Annotated in this window: 12 protein-coding genes; 5 read left to right on the top strand and 7 right to left on the bottom strand. The window is 58.6% G+C overall.

All coding sequences use genetic code 11. From position 1 onward, the window contains the following. Positions 1–5: 5 nt before the first annotated feature. The 6 genes from L991_RS04865 to L991_RS04840 all read right to left on the bottom strand — a co-directional run bounded on the left by L991_RS04865 (position 6) and on the right by L991_RS04840 (position 8,058). The gene (locus L991_RS04865) at positions 6–2,354 is read right to left on the bottom strand and encodes a glycosyl hydrolase family 18 protein (RefSeq protein WP_047392923.1); all 2,349 of its coding nucleotides are present in this window, start codon (positions 2,352–2,354) and stop codon (positions 6–8) included. A 100-nt stretch (positions 2,355–2,454) separates the two neighbouring features. Beyond that, complete coding sequence (locus L991_RS04860) at positions 2,455–3,486, bottom strand: GGDEF domain-containing protein (RefSeq protein ID WP_051258910.1); 1,032 nt, start codon at positions 3,484–3,486, stop codon at positions 2,455–2,457. A 76-nt stretch (positions 3,487–3,562) separates the two neighbouring features. Next, positions 3,563–4,357 (bottom strand): phytanoyl-CoA dioxygenase family protein, encoded by a 795-nt coding sequence (locus L991_RS04855; protein ID WP_197053811.1) that lies wholly within the window; start codon positions 4,355–4,357, stop codon positions 3,563–3,565. A gap of 177 nt (positions 4,358–4,534) precedes the next feature. Beyond that, on the bottom strand, positions 4,535–6,082 hold the full coding sequence (locus tag L991_RS04850; protein WP_028449928.1) for an ATP-binding protein: 1,548 nt from the start codon (positions 6,080–6,082) through the stop codon (positions 4,535–4,537). After that, positions 6,075–6,794 (bottom strand): response regulator, encoded by a 720-nt coding sequence (locus L991_RS04845; RefSeq protein WP_028449929.1) that lies wholly within the window; start codon positions 6,792–6,794, stop codon positions 6,075–6,077. The genes L991_RS04850 and L991_RS04845 overlap by 8 nt, the downstream gene beginning before the upstream one ends. Continuing rightward, on the bottom strand, positions 6,766–8,058 hold the full coding sequence (locus tag L991_RS04840) for an ABC transporter substrate-binding protein (protein ID WP_231550484.1): 1,293 nt from the start codon (positions 8,056–8,058) through the stop codon (positions 6,766–6,768). The genes L991_RS04845 and L991_RS04840 overlap by 29 nt, the downstream gene beginning before the upstream one ends. Before the next feature lie 377 nt (positions 8,059–8,435). On the opposite strand from L991_RS04840, the gene L991_RS04835 reads away from it, so the two are divergent. The 5 genes from L991_RS04835 (at position 8,436) to L991_RS16360 (ending at position 15,346) form a co-directional block, all read left to right on the top strand. Beyond that, positions 8,436–9,680 carry an ABC transporter substrate-binding protein gene (locus L991_RS04835; protein WP_028449930.1) on the top strand — a complete coding sequence of 415 codons (1,245 nt, stop codon included), beginning with the start codon at positions 8,436–8,438 and terminating at the stop codon, positions 9,678–9,680. A 193-nt stretch (positions 9,681–9,873) separates the two neighbouring features. After that, positions 9,874–10,785 (top strand): carbohydrate ABC transporter permease, encoded by a 912-nt coding sequence (locus tag L991_RS04830; RefSeq protein WP_047392919.1) that lies wholly within the window; start codon positions 9,874–9,876, stop codon positions 10,783–10,785. Positions 10,786–10,794: 9 nt separating this feature from the next. After that, complete coding sequence (locus tag L991_RS04825; RefSeq protein ID WP_047392916.1) at positions 10,795–11,637, top strand: carbohydrate ABC transporter permease; 843 nt, start codon at positions 10,795–10,797, stop codon at positions 11,635–11,637. 71 nt (positions 11,638–11,708) lie between these two features. Next, positions 11,709–12,857: an ABC transporter ATP-binding protein gene (locus L991_RS04820; protein WP_047392913.1), complete on the top strand. Its 1,149-nt coding sequence runs from the start codon at positions 11,709–11,711 to the stop codon at positions 12,855–12,857. 65 nt (positions 12,858–12,922) lie between these two features. Further along, on the top strand, positions 12,923–15,346 hold the full coding sequence (locus L991_RS16360; protein ID WP_052190624.1) for an ATP-binding protein: 2,424 nt from the start codon (positions 12,923–12,925) through the stop codon (positions 15,344–15,346). 33 nt (positions 15,347–15,379) lie between these two features. Here the strand turns inward: L991_RS16360 and L991_RS16355 are convergent. Beyond that, positions 15,380–15,934 (bottom strand): energy transducer TonB (locus L991_RS16355; protein WP_052190623.1); only part of this gene is annotated, 555 nt, incomplete at its 5' end.

The raw sequence follows: 15,934 nt of genomic DNA, 5'->3' as shown, positions 1-15,934 counted from the left end.
TGTTGTTATTCGGTAAACCAATGGGGAAATTGTTCCCGCAGCCGGGGCACCATCGAGCGGGCCACCGGAATCGCCGTCTCGCCCAGCAACACCGACCAGTGCTCCCGCCCCCGCTTGCTCATCCCGGTCACCTTGCGCGGGTTAACCAGATAGGAGCGGTGCACTTGCACCAGCAGGCTCTCTTCAAAGTAAAGCCGAATCGCCCGTAAACGTAAAGTAATATACAAAGGCGCGACGAGATCACTCGCATGAATCGCGCTGTAACCCTTGTCGGCGCGGATGTATAAGAGCTTATCGCGCCGAGAAGCGATCTCATACACCTCGCTTAAGAGCTGCGGCTGGCGGCCCAATTCATACAATTGCCGCCGCACAATCTGTAGCTGCTGCAATAGGCTTTGAAAATACGCCGCGTCGTCTTCATCCAGTGGGGCGGTAAACTCAAGCTGCAGGACATAATCATCCAGCGGCTGGCTCATACGCTGCGCGGCCACACCCAGCTCACGCGGGCTGGGGCTCGCCTCATCGGCATCCAGATCCAGCACGCTGCTGTGGCGCACCAGTGGTTCGGTGGCCAGAAAGCCCAGCGTGATTTCCAGCATTTTTTCCAAGCTGCGCTGCTCCCCCAATTGCCGCCCCAATTCGGTCAGCCGCTGCAAGCGCTGCGCGGCGCTGGCGGCGGGCTTTGCACTGGGGCTTGCCACTGTTTGGGCAAGGTAAGTGGCCTGGGGGGCATCGCCAAGCGTGGCTTCGCTCAGTTCGCCGGCAGCCAACTCATTTACGGCCACCGCGGGCGCGGTAGACTCATCTGGCTTTTCAGCAGCGGGCGAGTCGGACTCTGGTACATCCGTTGCCACCACAGCCGGCGCGGCGAGCGCTGGGCGCGGCGGAGCCGGCAGCAAGGGCTGCAGCTGCCAGGCCAGCTGGCGGCTACGCCGCACCCACGGCTGCTGCGCCGGTCCCCCCTGCTCGGCCAGCTCGGCCAAAGTCAGCAGCTGAATCGGCAACTCGTTCAGCTGTTGCCGCAACTGCGTGATTTGCGCGACTTCCTGCGCCAGCAATTGTGCGCGCTGCTTGCGCCGCCACCACCACTGCAGCATGAGCGCCAGCTGTGCGGCCAGGATACAGCCCAACAGCAATTCCACCCAGGCCGGATGATGCCGCCACCAGTATTGCAGATCATGCCAGCGGCACTGCCACGGTGCGGCATCGCGTTCGATTTGCCGCAGCAGCCGGTAATCGGCCGCGTCGCTGGTGAGCTCCCACAGGGCGATTCCGCGCAAGCCGCGCGCGCGGGCAAAATCCAGCTTGGCCGCCAGCGCCGGCTGGCTTTCCACGCTGATAAACTGCCGTTTGCTGGCGCTGTAAAAGGTGGTGGCCTTGGCCAGCGGATCCCAATGCTCTACAAAATCGCCATCCTGCCGCAAGGCGGCCAGCTCATCTTGGCCAAACACGCCGGTGGCCCCGGTTTGCTCGTTATCCCACGAGCCCATACTGACGCCGCCATGCGGCTGCCCCAGCCCCTGTGACATCGTTGGCACGGCATTAAAACTAATGCCCTGCGTGGGGATCAGTACGCTCAGTTGCGCAGGCTTTACGCCATACCCCAATACCGTATCGACCGCAGATGCAATAGATACCTGCCCTGGTGGCGCATACAGTGGTGATTTATGCCCAGTTTGCCCTGACCAGGCGCCGACAAAATCGGTGGCGATCAGCATAAAGTAATCCACCTGTGCCGCGAGCTCGGCCCAACGCAGGCCTTGCCATTGATACGGCTGGGTACCAATTGCCAGACCAATCCGCAGCCCGGGCTGAGCACGCCGCAGCGCACTTACAAATGCCAGCAGGTGCTCACCATCGGCGGCATCAACCGCATTGCCGGCCTTGCCGCCCGCCACCGGATAGCGCCAATCAATTTCGATGCCGTCAAAACCTTGCGCTGCCAGTAGCGCCACGGTCGAGCGCACTGCGCGAGCCTGCTGCGCGGGCTGCAAGGCGGTGGAGATCTGCGCCGAATAATTCCAGCCCCCCACGGCCAACACGGTTTTCAGCCGCGGATACAGGCGTTTTTGCTCGCGTAATAGCGCAAAATTGCCACGCAGCATGCGGCCATCGGCCAACGTATAGGGTTTGGTGAGATCGGCAAAATTATCCCCTGCGATCAGCTCCCCTTGCGGGGTAAAGCGCGCAAAGGCGTAGGTGAGCTGATCCAGCCTCGCAAGGGGTAAATCGGCTAAGGGGCGGGTCTGGGCGTAACTCACCCAGTAGGGATAATAGGCAGTGAGCTGGCCGGCACTGGCGGTCGCCATGAGCAAGCCGCAGAGCCAAGCCCAGCAGAAAACAGGTAAGCGCATTTCGTCTCCATCGCGCTCTGTGGCGCTTTGGGCAGCAGCTTACCAGAGGCGATGGCCGACACCGCTGTGCCAAGGCCACCTTGCGGCGCGAATGCCGCAGTTAAAACAGCTCGTCGCTGCCGCTGGCGACTTCCTGCTGGGGCAGGGTATCAAAAAACACAATCTGATTGCGGCCACTGTCTTTGGCCTGATACAGCGCCTGATCGGCACGGCCTAAGGTCATGCTCAAGACTTCATACGGGCGGATATCGGTGACGCCACCACTGATGGTGAGCTGATCGATTTGCGGAAAGCTGTGTTTTTCGACTTTTTTGCGAAAACGCTCAAGCGCCTGCACCGCCCCTTCCCGGGTTTGTGGCCCCAGAATCACCACAAACTCTTCCCCGCCAAAGCGGAATAAGCGATCGTTGGCGCGAAAACAGGAGCGCATCAGCTGAGCGATCAGCAGCAAAACCTCATCGCCATACAAATGCCCGAGCCGATCGTTAATGCGCTTGAAGTGATCAATATCGAGCACCACCAGAAAATAATGCCCCACCCCCTGCTCTTGCCGGCGGCCATTTTGCAAAGGATGCACGCCCGGCAGGTTTTGCAGCGCAGTGACGATTTTGAAAAACTGCCGCTCCAGCGTTTTGCGATTCAGCAGGCCGGTGAGGGTATCGGTTTCACCGTAATCCAGCAGCGCGATGTGGTTTTCATAAATCCGCGCCATCCCCTGCAATAAGCGAAAATCCGCCGGCACCAGACCTTTATTTAGCCGCATATCCAGCAGCGCATACACCGACTGCTGCCGATGCAGGCCCAAAATCACCCGATTGCCATTGGCATCGACCTGCAGCGAGCTCTCCGACACCAGCGCGCCGTGCAGCAGCGGGTCTACCTCCGCCTCACCGGCTTTCGCCGTGGTTTGCTCCAGCGAATGCTGACGGATGCCGTTTTCGTCGAATTCCACCAGCAAGCCCAGTCGCTGCTTACCGGTGCCCTGCATGGTGCGGTAAAAGCGCAGCGAGCTGGATGGCAGCATCTCGAAAATCGTCAGACACAAGCTCACAGCCAGATCATCGCGGTCGATCAGGCCGGTAAATTCAGCCAGTGAATAGATAAAATCGTGCGGGTTTTTCTGCAAATTCATGGCTGACAGGCGTGCGAAAGGAACAGAGCTTCCAATCTAGACCAGCCCGCGGGCAACCCCAAGCCCGCCGGCCGATTTAGCAGCCGCTCGGCCAGTCAATCCCGGGCAGGCTGGCCGAACGTGAACCGGCCAGTGGCAAGTTATCGCGGGCGTGGTAGCTAAAGACCAGCGAATACTTGGTGTGCGTGGTGGTATTGCGGCTAGCGGCATGGAAAGTGCGCGCATCAAAGAGCACCACATCGCCAGCGGCCAGCGTTGGAAACTCGGCCCGCGCGACCCACGGGGCGGCCTCGGGGTGGCTGGCCTGCAAAAATTCCTTGGCATCAAAGGCCGCTTCGGGGAAATCCACCCGGTGCGAGCCGGGAATAAAGCCCAAGCCGCCATTGCGCGGCGATTCCTCGCCCAGCGCGAGCCAGCTTGACACCAGCTCGGGGCGGCTAAACCGCCAGTAACGCACATCGCGGTGCCACAGCGTATCACTGCTAAAACTAGGCTGTTTGGTCATCAGGCTATTGTGATGCGCCTGCGTCAGGGTGAGGTCCGCACTGCCCAGCAGCAGACGTAACAGCGCCAACAGCGCAGGCTCGCCCGCCCAGGTATGAAACAGCGGATGGCGCGCGGCCATTTCACGCAAGCGGCGAATGGTCGCGCCCCCTTCGGCCTGGGTGGAGCTCGGCGCCCCGGGGTAGCCCAGCTCGGCTTCCAGCTCTAGCGGCGGCAGGCGCAAATCCAGCTGGTGCATCGCCTCGGCGCGAATGGCGGCCACGCGTTCGGCGGCGAGAAAACCGCGCAAAATCACCACCCCATCGCGGGCAAAGTCGGCGGCAATCGCCGCAGGCTGGCTAAAATCGCTGAAAGAGGAAATACCCACGGTCAGTCCATCCAGATATCGGGCAGTAATTGTACTGCAATGCCGAGGCGACGCCCATGCGCACTTGCCGCAAGTGCGGGGCAATACAGCCGGCACGCATGGAAGCAGGCCTCAAATACCCACCAGCCGTATAGCGCAGAAACGATTTATTTACCTAGCACTTCAGCTTATACCCGCTTAAAGCACGGCAGGCAAAGTCACAATGGCTTGCAAGCCACCATCGGGATGGTTTTCCAGGCTCAGCTCACCGCCATGGGCCTGAATGATATTGCGCGCGATGCCCAGCCCCAGCCCGTGGCCATGGCTATTGCGCTGCCGGCCGTGCTCCAGCCGCACATAGGGATCAAACAGCGTTTTCAGCGATTCTTCCGGCACCCCCGGGCCATGGTCGCGGATGATGATCACCCGCTTGCCCACGCCTTCCAGCACTTTTACTTCGGCACGCTGGCCGTAATACAACGCATTATCCAAGAGATTGCCAATCGCACGTTTCAGCGCCAAAGGCTTGCCTTTCACCCGCAGGCCGCTGCGACTAAATGCTACTTCGTGCCCGGCCAGCCGCGCATCACGCACCATCCGCCCCAGCATGGCATCGAGGCTGATCGCGGTGTGGTTTTCGTGAATATCGCTGTCTTTCACGCTTTGCAGCGCGCCTTTCACCATCATATCGAGCTCATCGAGATCTTCGTGAAACTCGGCGCGGGTGGCTTCATCATCCAGCATTTCGGTGCGCAATTTCAGCCGGGTGATGGGTGTGCGCAAATCGTGGCTAATCGCCGAAAAGAGTTTTTCCCGGTCTTCGAGGTAGCGCACAATCCGCTCGCGCATGGCGGCAAACGCCTGCGCCGTGCGCACGAATTCAATACTGCCGGCCTCGGGCAACACCGGCGATTCGCCCCGGCCAAAGGCCTCCGCAGCATTGGAGAGCGCAGCCAGCGGGCCGGTAATCCAGCGCACCACCACCCAGCTCAACAACAATACGGTGCACAGCGTGACAAACTGCAGCAGCCATCGCTCAGGCGGCAAGGGATTACTGTTATCCAGAAAGAACGGATCAGGCATCAGCGTGGCCAGATACAGCCATTGCCCGGGCTCGATCTGCGCCTGTATCACCAGCACCGGCGCTGGGCGTGGCTGGGTGAGGATGGTATTGCGAATCCAGTGATCAGGTAGCTCCAGCATATGGGTGCCGGATTTATTCACCACCAGATCATCGGGCCAGGCAAACTGCACATCCAGCCCCAATAGCTGCGGCAGGCGGGCAGCAAAATCGGCGTGGATTTTCTGCGTGACCAAATCGGCCATGGGCTGCGGGCCAATACTTTGAAAATCAATCGCCGAATTATTGGTGCTAATAAAAAACCGCGTGCCGCCGATTTCGCGCATCTGCTCAATCACCAGATGCCGGTAGGTGAGCGGCAGGCTCTGGAAATACTGAATCGCGCTGGCCGCGCCCGAAGACACCTGCAACGCCGCCTGCCCGACTTCCTGCTCGGATTTGGCCTGCAGATAGTTTGCCCAGATCAGATTGCCCAGGATTTGCGAGGCCAGCACGCCCAGTGTCATCACCAGCAAAAAACGCGCTAACAGGCTCGCGGGCAGCAGCCGCTCAAACCAGCGCGGCGCACGGGAGCCCCAGCGCCGCTGCAAGCGCAGCCAGAAACCGGGCGCTGGTGCTTCACTCACTTCGGCCGGTGGAGCCGGCCGGGCGCGGGAATCAGGCATTACTCTGGCTCACCTCGGCCGACAGTACATAGCCCGCGCCACGCACGGTTTTAATCAGGCTAGGCTGTTTGCCATTGTCGGAAAGGCGCTGGCGCAGGCGGCTAACCTGCACATCGAGCGAGCGATCCAGCGGGCCAATATCGCGGCCACGGGTTTCTTCAGCCAGCTGGCTGCGATCTAAAATCTCGCCCGGATGCTCCAGGAAAAACTTCAACAGCTGAAAATCCAGCCCGGTAAGCTTCACCAGATCGCCGCTGGGCGACTGCAAAGTGCGCTCAACGGTATCAAGGGTAAAGCCGACAAACCGATAAAAGCGCCCACCGGTACTGACGGCATCGAGGCCCGCGCGGCGGTGAATGGCCTTGATCCGCGCCAGCAATTCGCGCGGGTTATACGGTTTGGCAATGTAATCATCGGCGCCCAGCTCCAAGCCCACAATGCGGTCGGTGTCATCCGAGCTGGCGGTCAGCATAATGATCGGCACATTGCACTGTTTGCGCACAAACTGGCACAGCGCAAAACCATCGGTATCGGGCAGCATCACATCCAGAATCACCAGACTCAGCTCGTCGCGATAACGCTCGAATTCCTGATAAAAACTCTCGCCATCGTGCGCCAGCCGCACATCATATTGGTTGCGCTCCAGATAGGCTTTGAGCAGCATCCGGGTTTTCTGGTCATCATCAACGATCAGGATTTTTCGGGTCGTCATTATTGTTCTCCTGAATATTCAGCGCCCGCACCATGGCGGCCATTCTTTGCTGGTTGTCGGCCACGCTCAGGCCGTCATCCAGATAAAACTTATGCACTTGCGCCACCACGGCGTCTTTAAATTTTTCATCACTGGCCATCCGGTGCACAAGGCTAGGAGCCTGCACCGCACTGCCGCGATTAAAGGTCTGCCAGGAATTAAGCGCACAACGATCGAGCTGGCCTTGCTCGGCCCGTGACAAATCACGCCGCACCGTCACCGAGCCTTTCAGCCGGTTATAGCCATGTTGCACCGGCGGGCTTAGCAGCGCCTGCGCCATTTTTTCCTGCGTTTGCTGCTGCGAATAATCACCGGCAAACATCACCAGCGTATCCACACTATACAAATGCCAGTTGGCCGTACCCGGCAAGGTGGTACAGACAAAATCGGTATCCAGCTTTTTGCCCAGCGCCTGCAATTCGCCTTTAAACCAATCGCCCATAATCACCATGCCCACCTGGCCATTGGCGAGTTGTTGCGCGATCTCGGTCCAGCTTTGCTCACGCGGGGTTTTGCCGCCATGCGCACGGATCTGCCGCAAGCGCTGCAAGGCATTGGCAAAGCGCACATCCAGATAAGCTTGCGGATTACGCTTTACAAATAACTCGCGGTAAAACGCCGGCCCGCCCTCGGCCAGCACCAGCGTTTCAAATAAAGTTGCCACTTGCCAGGGCTCGCTGCTCTGGCCAAAGGGCACCACATCGGCGGCGGCCAGCCGCAGCGCCGCGCGTTTCAGATCTTCGCTGCTGTGTGGCTCGGCAATGCCCAGCTTGCGAAACAGTTTCGCGTTGTAATACAGATTGTTGATGCGATGCACGCCCAGCGGAGCGGCCACCACATGCTCGCGGTGCTGCAAAAGCTGATACACCGTGGGGCTCAGCGCCTTGCTCCAGCCCTGATAACGAGCCACGGTATCTAGCTCTAAGATCAGCCCCAAATCAGCCCATTCGGCAATCGCCGGGCCAATCAGCTGCGCCACGGCGGGCTGTTTGCCGGCCAGCACACGGCTTTTCAATACCCGCATCGCGCCAATGCCACCACCACCGGGAATCGCCGCGTCATGCCAGTCTATGCGCTCATCAGCGAGGCGCTGTTGCAAAAACCGGGCGGCCGCACGCTCACTGGCCGAAGTCCACCAGTGCAACACGTCCAGCGATTCGGCAGCTTGCAGCGGCAAACTCAGCAGCAAGCCCAAGGCCAAGATTTTTGCTTTGTATTCAAACACCTGTTGTATACCCCACCCAGCGGCCAAACTATATCGTAAGCAAGACGACAAAATTGTAATAAAAGATCACAGACTCTTGCTAAACCCTAACACACTCGTGCGCCAAGCATTTCATTCCAATGCTTATTTTTGCTGAGTTTGCTGCCGGTCGCGATGCGGGCTTTCGTTAATATCTGTAACAGCCGCAGGAAAAGATTACGCCCCGATTTTCAATTAAATTGTTCAATATCAAACACATAGACAATTCGACACGGTTTCATCAGCCTGTATTCGTGTCACAAAAATCGCCGTGCTACTTTGCCGACACCGTGGCAACAGATCACGGCAACCAAAGCGCCACCTTCATAACAACGGCGCGCACTGAGGATATATCGAACATGCAACATGCAAGCACAAAACTGCTGCTGGGCAGCCTTTTACTGGCCAGCACGCTGGCGCAAGCCGGCACCGTCACCATCGAGTCTTGGCGGGTGGATGACAAGGCGCTGTGGGAAGACGTCTTGATCCCGGCTTTCCAAAAGAAAAACCCCGGCATTCAGGTTAAATTCGCCCCAACTGCCCCGACTGAATACGATTCATCGCTGACCGCCCGCCTCACCGGCGGCACCGCAGGCGATCTGATCACCTGCCGCCCGTTTGATAAATCGCTGACGCTGTTTAAACAAGGCCAGCTGGAAAAACTCGACGGCAAAGCCGGCATGGAAAACTTCCCGGCTTCGGCCAAAGTGGCGTGGCAAACCGATGACGGCAAAGACACTTACTGTATGCCGATGGCCTCGGTGATTCACGGTTTCTTCTACAACAAGAAGATCTTTAAAGACCTGAATCTGAAAGAGCCAAAAACCCAGGCTGAATTCTTCGCTACGCTCGAAGCGCTGAAAAAAGCCGGCAAAGTACCACTGGCGCTGGGGACTGCCGATCAGTGGGAATCCAACCAGATCGTATTCACCAGCATTGGTGCCAACTACTGGAAAGGCGAAGAAGGCCGTAAAGCGCTGATCGCCGGCAAAGCCAAATTCACCGACCCACAATTTGTGGCTGCGTGGGATCAAATGGCCAAGTGGGGCCCGTATCTGAGTAAAGGCGCGTCAGCCCAAACTTATGCCGATAGCCAGAACTTGTTCGCCATGGGCAAAGCCGGTATTTACCCAGCGGGCTCTTGGGATATCGCTTACTTCAATCAGCAAGGTCTGGATTTTGGCGCCTTCCCGCCGCCAGTGGCCAAAGCCGGCGATAAATGCCAGATTTCGGATCACACCGACATCGGCATGGGCGTAAATCCGAAAGGCAAAAACAAAGCCGACGCGTATAAATTCCTGGCGTGGCTCGGTTCGCAAGAATTTGCTGATCTCTACACCAATAAAGTCACTGGCTTCTTCTCGCTGTCGAACCACCTGATTTCGGTTAAAGACCCCGTCGCCAAGCAAATGATCGACTGGCGCAAAACTTGCGGCTCCACCATCCGCCTGAACGCGCAGATTATGAATCGTGGCGAGCCAGCGATGGAAAACGAGCTGTGGAATGTGAGCTCGCAAGTCTTGAACGGCAAAATGGCGCCGAAAGACGCCGCGGCCAAAATCCAGACTGGCTTTGCCAAATGGTATAAACCGCAGCAGAAATAAGCAGGAAACCCCTGCCGGGTATAGCACTGCAATCATTATTGGTAGATTGTTGTAGCGCTATACCCACCCTCTCCTCCTCCTCGCTCATCCGCGAGCTGGCCGGCAGCAGCCTGCATGATCGCTTGTTGCCGGCCCTTTTTTTGTGCAAATTCGCTGCCGCAAGGCAGCCCAAGTTCGACCCAGGGAGCCTGCGATGAAACGCATGCCATGGCATATTGCCGTCTTTCTCGCCCCGGCCGTGTTGGTGTATTCGGTGTTCAGCGCTTTGCCGCTGCTCGATACCCTGCGGCTAGGTTTTTACGCCACCACCGATACCGGCAGCACCCATTTTGCCGGGATCAGTAATTACCTGACCATCCTCACCGATCCGGCCTGGTCGGAATCGTTCTGGAATGCGATGTGGAATAACTGCAAGTTTTTCTTCATCCATTTGCTGATCCAAAACCCGATTGGCCTCGTGCTCGCCACGCTGCTCTCGCTCAAGGGCCTCAAAGGCGCGCGCCACTATCGCACGCTGATTTTCCTGCCGACGCTCTTGTCGGTGGTGATCATTGGTTTTATCTGGCAGCTGATTCTGTCGCCGCTGTGGGGCGTATCGGAAGGCTTGATGGCCAAGGTGGGCCTCGCGGATTATTTCGCGCCGTGGCTGGGCCAGGAAAGCAGCGCGCTGATTACGCTGGCGCTGATTTCGGTGTGGCAGTTTGTCGGCATTCCGATGATGCTGATTTACGCCGCGCTGCTGGCGGTGCCGGAAGACATCGTCGAGGCCGCCCATGTGGAAGGCGCTTCGGCGTGGCGCATTTTCTGGGAAATCAAACTGCCGCTGATTTTGCCCACGCTGGGCCTCGTTACCATCCTGACCTTTGTCGGCAACTTTAATGCTTTTGATCTGATTTACTCGGTGAAAGGCGCGATCGCCGGCCCGAATTACAGCACCGATATTTTGGGTACGCTGTTTTACCGCACCTTCTTTGGCTACCAGAGCCAGGTCGGCAGCCCAACCATGGGCGCAGCCGTGGCCACGCTGATGTTTTTGGTCATCCTCGCCGGGGTGGGAACGTATTTCTATTTCGTGCAGCGCAAGCTGACACGTTACGAGCTGTGAGGCTGCGCGATGAAAACTCATAAAATCACCCAACCGCTCTCCAGTGCCGGCGTGCATCTGGTGCTGGGCGGCTACACGCTATTGGCGCTGTTTCCGATCATTCTGATTTTGATTAATGCCTTTAAAAGCCGCGCCGGCATTTTCGACGACCCGCTGGCGCTGCCGAACGCCGAAACGTTTTTCCTCGGCGGCTTTGAAAAGGTATTGTCCAAATCGCATTTCATGCTGTATTTCGGCAACAGCCTGACGGTCACGCTGATTTCATTGGCGCTGATTTTGCTGTTTGGCGCCATGGCCGCCTGGGCGCTGGCGGAATATAAATTCCGTGGCAATCGCCTGCTGGCGCTGTATCTAGCCATCGGCATTATGGTGCCGATTCGCTTGGGCACCGTGTCGATTCTAGAACTGATTGTGAAGCTTGATCTGATCAACACCCTCACCGCGCTGATCTTGGTCTACACCGCGCAGGGCTTGCCGCTGGCGATCATGATTTTGAGCGAGTTCATCGCCCAAATCCCAAAAGAGCTGAAAGAAGCGGCGCGCTGCGATGGCGTCGGTGAATTCAAGATTTTCTTCCAGATCATCTTGCCGCTAATTCGCCCTGCCGTTGCGACGGTGGCCGTGTTTACCATGATTCCGGTCTGGAATGATCTATGGTTCCCGCTGATTCTGGCGCCGGGTGAAGAAACCCAGACCGTCACGCTGGGCGTGCAGCAGTTTATCGGTCAGTACGTTACCGACTGGAATTCGGTGCTGGCTAGCCTGAGCCTGGCGGTGATTCCGGTGCTGATTATGTACATGATCTTCTCGCGCCAACTGATCCGCGGCTTGACTTCGGGCGCGGTGAAATAAAGGTATTGCTCTCAGAGCTAAATGAATATTGACCTGGGTGGATATACCCCCATCCAGCAAAGGAATACATCATGGCAACAGTAAAACTGAATAACCTTTCCAAATCCTACGACGGCAAAGCCAAGGTTTTGGATGGCATTAATCTCGACATCAAACACGGCGAATTTGTGGTGCTGGTTGGCCCATCGGGCTGCGGCAAATCCACGTTGCTACGCATGCTGTGCGGGCTGGAATCGATTACCGGCGGCGAATTATCGATTGGCGACACGGTGGTAAATGATCTGCCACCGGCTGAGCGCGGCATCGCGATGGTATTTCAAAGCTACGCGCTCTACCCGCATATGAGCGTGTACAAAAACATGGCCTTCGGCCTGAAAATCGCTGGCGAGAGCAAAAGCCAGATCGAAGCGCGCATCAAAAATGCCGCCAAGATTCTGAAAATCGATCACCTGCTCGAACGTCTGCCGCGCGAATTATCGGGTGGCCAGCGCCAGCGCGTGGCGATTGGTCGTGCGATTGTGCGCGAGCCGAAACTCTTTCTATTTGACGAGCCACTCTCCAATCTGGACGCCGCCCTGCGCGTACAAACCCGGCTCGAAATCGCCAAACTGCACCGCGAACTCAACGCCACCATGGTGTATGTGACGCACGATCAGGTCGAGGCGATGACGCTGGGCGACAAAATCGTGGTGATGCACGACGGGCACATCCAGCAAGCCGGTACCCCGCTGGAGCTGTATCAGCAGCCGGCCAATCTATTTGTCGCCACCTTCATCGGCTCGCCGAAGATGAATTTGCTACCAGCCGAAGTGCGCGCAGTCGAAGCCAATGGCGTGCGCCTGTGGCTCAAACAAGGCAAAGAGATTTTTGCCGAAGTGGATGGCAGTGGCCTGCAAGCGGGGCAAAACGTTACCGTTGGCATTCGTGCCGAGCATTTGCTGGAAGGTCAGCGCGCACAAACCGGCGCCAGCGAAGAATTCAATGGCAAGGTCAATCTGGTTGAGCATCTGGGCGAGGCCAACTATCTGTATCTGACGCTGGATAATGGCTGCGATCTGGTGGTGCGCGGTGATGGTGAGCGCGAAGTGGCACTGGGGAGCGACATCAGCATCAGCGCGGCCAGCCAGTCTTTTCATGTGTTTACCGCCGATGGCCAAGCACTGCGCCGGCTACGCCCGGGCAATACCCGCTCCTCGCGGCAGCAGGCAGTGGCCGCCTGACCAACGCGCTGGCAATGTAAAGCGGATCTGCCACACTGAAGTCATCCCATTGCTGGGGTTTCATCATGCGCGATCCGCTGCCCATTACCGAACAAGCGGCCTTAGCCACCCGACTGGCCGATTTGCGCCGCGCCTGGCATTTGCAACCTGAAGCCGCGCGGCGCGCCTGCCTGCAATTGATTGATGAAGCCCGCAGCGCCCGCGAGCCGCGCATCCAGATTCAAGCCGCCGATTTGTACGGCAAAATCATGGATCACGAAGGTCAGGCTTTTGCCGCGCGCAATGTGCTTTATGAGGCCATCCAGCAGGCGCAGTCGCTGCATGAATTCGGGCTGGAAGCCCGCATTTACGAGCAAATTGGCCGCCTGCATTACACCCAGGGCGATTACCGCACCGCGCTGCAAAACTGGCAACAGGCGATTGAGCTGGCGCAGGCCGAGCCCACTACCTGGATGCTGGCCAAAGTGGGGCTGGGGCAAATCTATGATGCGCTGGGTGATCCCGCCTCGGCGATTTTGCTGCATCAGGCTGCCGCTAGCCGCATTGGCGAAGTGGATGACGCCTATCTCGAAGCCAAAATCCGCATCAATCTGGGCGTGAACCTGCAAAAATGTCAGCGCCACAGCGAAGCACGGCAAGAGCTGCAGCGCGCGCTGGATTTATGCCTGGGCCCCTATCCCGATTACGCTGCCGAATCGCTGTTTCGCTTAGCCGAAATCGCCTTGGCCGAAAACGATCTGCCGCTCGCGCGCCAGCAACTGGAAAGCGCGCTCGATCTGGCACGGCAAGTGCATTACCAATGGGGCGAAGCCAATATCTACAGCACGCTGGCCGAGGTGTATGCGCGGCAGGAAGACTGGCTCACCGCGCTGGATTTGATTCAGGTAGGGCAGCAAATTGCGCTCACCAATAACTTCAACCACATCCTGATGCGCCAGCACTTGGCCGCGGCGCGCTATGCCGAGGCCTTATTTAATGCGCCACTGGCGCTGGCCGAGCTGAAAGACGGCTTTGCCTACCAGCAAAAAATCATCGAGCAAGCCCAGCCCGAGCAGCGCGCCGAGCTGGAAATGAAAACCGGCCTGCGCCCCAGCGTCAGCAGCCAGCTGATACAGCTGGCCAATCACCATGATATCGAACACGGCAGCGAGGCCGAATTTCGCCAGCTGATTTGCACTGAGGCCTGCAGCATTTTGCAGCTCAGCCGCGCCAGCTGGTGGCTGCTGGGCGAGGATGGCCTCACCCCGCTACAGCAGCATGATAGCCTGAACCCCGATGCCCCCTTGCCGCCCGCCTTGGGGCTGGCCGAGCTGGGGGCGGCCTACGCCGAGCTCAAAGCCAATCGGCTGCTGATCGCCCACGATGCGCTGCACCACCCGGAAGTCTGGACGCTGGCCGAGCGATTTTTGCACCCGCGCCAAACGCCATCAATGCTGGCTCTGCCGGTGCGCAGTAGCCACCAGCATTGCGTCTTGCTGCTGGAGCACGTGGGCGAGCAGCGCAACTGGATTCCCGATGAAATCATGCACGCCGGGCAAATCGCCGATATTGCGCTGCGCGCGCTGAATAATCACGAACGGCGGATTTTCCAGCGCGAAATCCGCGAGCTGAATCTGCGCCTCTTGGAAGCCAATGAAGCGCTGGAGCAACGCGTGCAACAGCGCACCGAAGAGCTGGCCCGCACCAATGCCGAGCTGCAACAAGCGATGGCCAAGTTAGTACAAAGCGAAAAACTCGCCGCGCTCGGCAGTCTGGTGGCCGGGATTGCCCATGAGCTGAATACCCCGCTGGGTGCAGCGCTCACTTGCGCCACCGCGCTGCATAGCGAAAGCGATTTAACGCGGGGCCTGTTCGAGAGCGGCAATCTGAAAAAAACCGAGCTGGATGATTTTCTGCTCACCGCCCATAGCAGCAGCGAAATTATCGAGCGCAATATTCGCCGCGCCAGCGGCTTGGTGGCGCAATTCAAACAGGTGGCAGTGGATACCGATAGCGAACGGCGGCGGGAATTTGGCCTCGCCGAGCTCGCGCGCGAAGTGGTTATGATGCTGCGGCCGCATATTGATGCGGCGCGGGTCGATGTACAGCTGCAATTGCCGGAAGATCTGCTGCTGGATAGTTACCCCGGCCCGCTGGAGCAGGTATTGAGTAATCTGCTGCAAAATAGCCTGCTGCATGGCTTTGGCGAACAAGGGCATGGGCAGATCCGGATGTATCTGGCCCAGCGTGATGATCAGCAATGCCAGCTGATTTTTGAAGACAATGGCGCCGGCATCGCCAGCGAACATCTGAAGCGGGTTTTTGATCCGTTTTTCACCACCCGGCTGGGTCAGGGGGGCAGCGGGCTGGGGCTGTATATTGTCTACAACCTGGTCACCGGCCAGCTGGGCGGGGAGCTCAGCGTCAGCAGCGAGGTGGGCGTATACACGCGCTTTACCCTCACTTTACCGCTGTGCGCGCCCAATACCCAAGACAGTATCGCCCTGTAGGCCATAATTTAAATAGCCCCCAGGGTAATACCCCTAGTCAACGATCATAGTGACCGCGATAGGCAGCTCGCTTTCGATCGCCTCGCCATTACGGCGGGCCGGCTCGAAACGCCAATTGTCGAGTATCTGCTGCGTCACCGACTCATCAATCAGCGGATTGCCACTGCCCTGCTGCACCGTCACCCGCAGCGCCCGCCCCTGCGCACTCACGCGAATCAGCACCACCACCCGCCCCTGCAGGGCCTGCTCGGTCTGGCGCAAACGGCGCGGCACCTTAATCGGTGGATTACGCAATTGCGGGCCTTGCGCACTGGCCGGGCGATCATCGCCACCGCCCGCGCGCTCGCCCGTGGCCGCAGCTTGGCTACGCGGCGCATCCACCGGTGCAGGCGCCGCCGGCTGATTATTGCTACTGGCGCCCATAGCGCTCAGCCCCGGTTTAGCCACTGGTTCTGGCAAGGCTGCCGCGGCTGGCGGGGCCGATTTCAGCGCCAGCAACGCTGGATTAAGCGGCCTGATTGGCTGCTGCGCCGGAGCGGAGATTGGTTGCCGCGCCGGTGCGGCGATGGGCTGCGCAGGCCGACGGCA

Origin of the sequence: Chitinibacter sp. ZOR0017 (assembly GCF_000799095.1) — a bacterium.
In the GTDB taxonomy this organism is placed as follows: Bacteria; Pseudomonadota; Gammaproteobacteria; order Burkholderiales; family Chitinibacteraceae; genus Chitinibacter; species Chitinibacter tainanensis.
The sequence above is the reverse complement of the archived record's forward strand: the minus strand, read 5'-3'. Positions and strand labels throughout refer to the sequence as shown.

What these genes read in the sequence shown, in the direction of transcription:
- L991_RS04865 (WP_047392923.1), bottom strand. Translation starts at nt 2,354, where the DNA reads ATGCGCTTACCTGTTTTCTGCTGGGCTTGGCTCTGCGGCTTGCTCATG.
- L991_RS04860 (WP_051258910.1), bottom strand. Translation starts at nt 3,486, where the DNA reads ATGAATTTGCAGAAAAACCCGCACGATTTTATCTATTCACTGGCTGAA.
- L991_RS04850 (WP_028449928.1), bottom strand. Translation starts at nt 6,082, where the DNA reads ATGCCTGATTCCCGCGCCCGGCCGGCTCCACCGGCCGAAGTGAGTGAA.
- L991_RS04845 (WP_028449929.1), bottom strand. Translation starts at nt 6,794, where the DNA reads ATGACGACCCGAAAAATCCTGATCGTTGATGATGACCAGAAAACCCGG.
- L991_RS04835 (WP_028449930.1), top strand. Translation starts at nt 8,436, where the DNA reads ATGCAACATGCAAGCACAAAACTGCTGCTGGGCAGCCTTTTACTGGCC.
- L991_RS04830 (WP_047392919.1), top strand. Translation starts at nt 9,874, where the DNA reads ATGAAACGCATGCCATGGCATATTGCCGTCTTTCTCGCCCCGGCCGTG.
- L991_RS04825 (WP_047392916.1), top strand. Translation starts at nt 10,795, where the DNA reads ATGAAAACTCATAAAATCACCCAACCGCTCTCCAGTGCCGGCGTGCAT.
- L991_RS04820 (WP_047392913.1), top strand. Translation starts at nt 11,709, where the DNA reads ATGGCAACAGTAAAACTGAATAACCTTTCCAAATCCTACGACGGCAAA.
- L991_RS16360 (WP_052190624.1), top strand. Translation starts at nt 12,923, where the DNA reads ATGCGCGATCCGCTGCCCATTACCGAACAAGCGGCCTTAGCCACCCGA.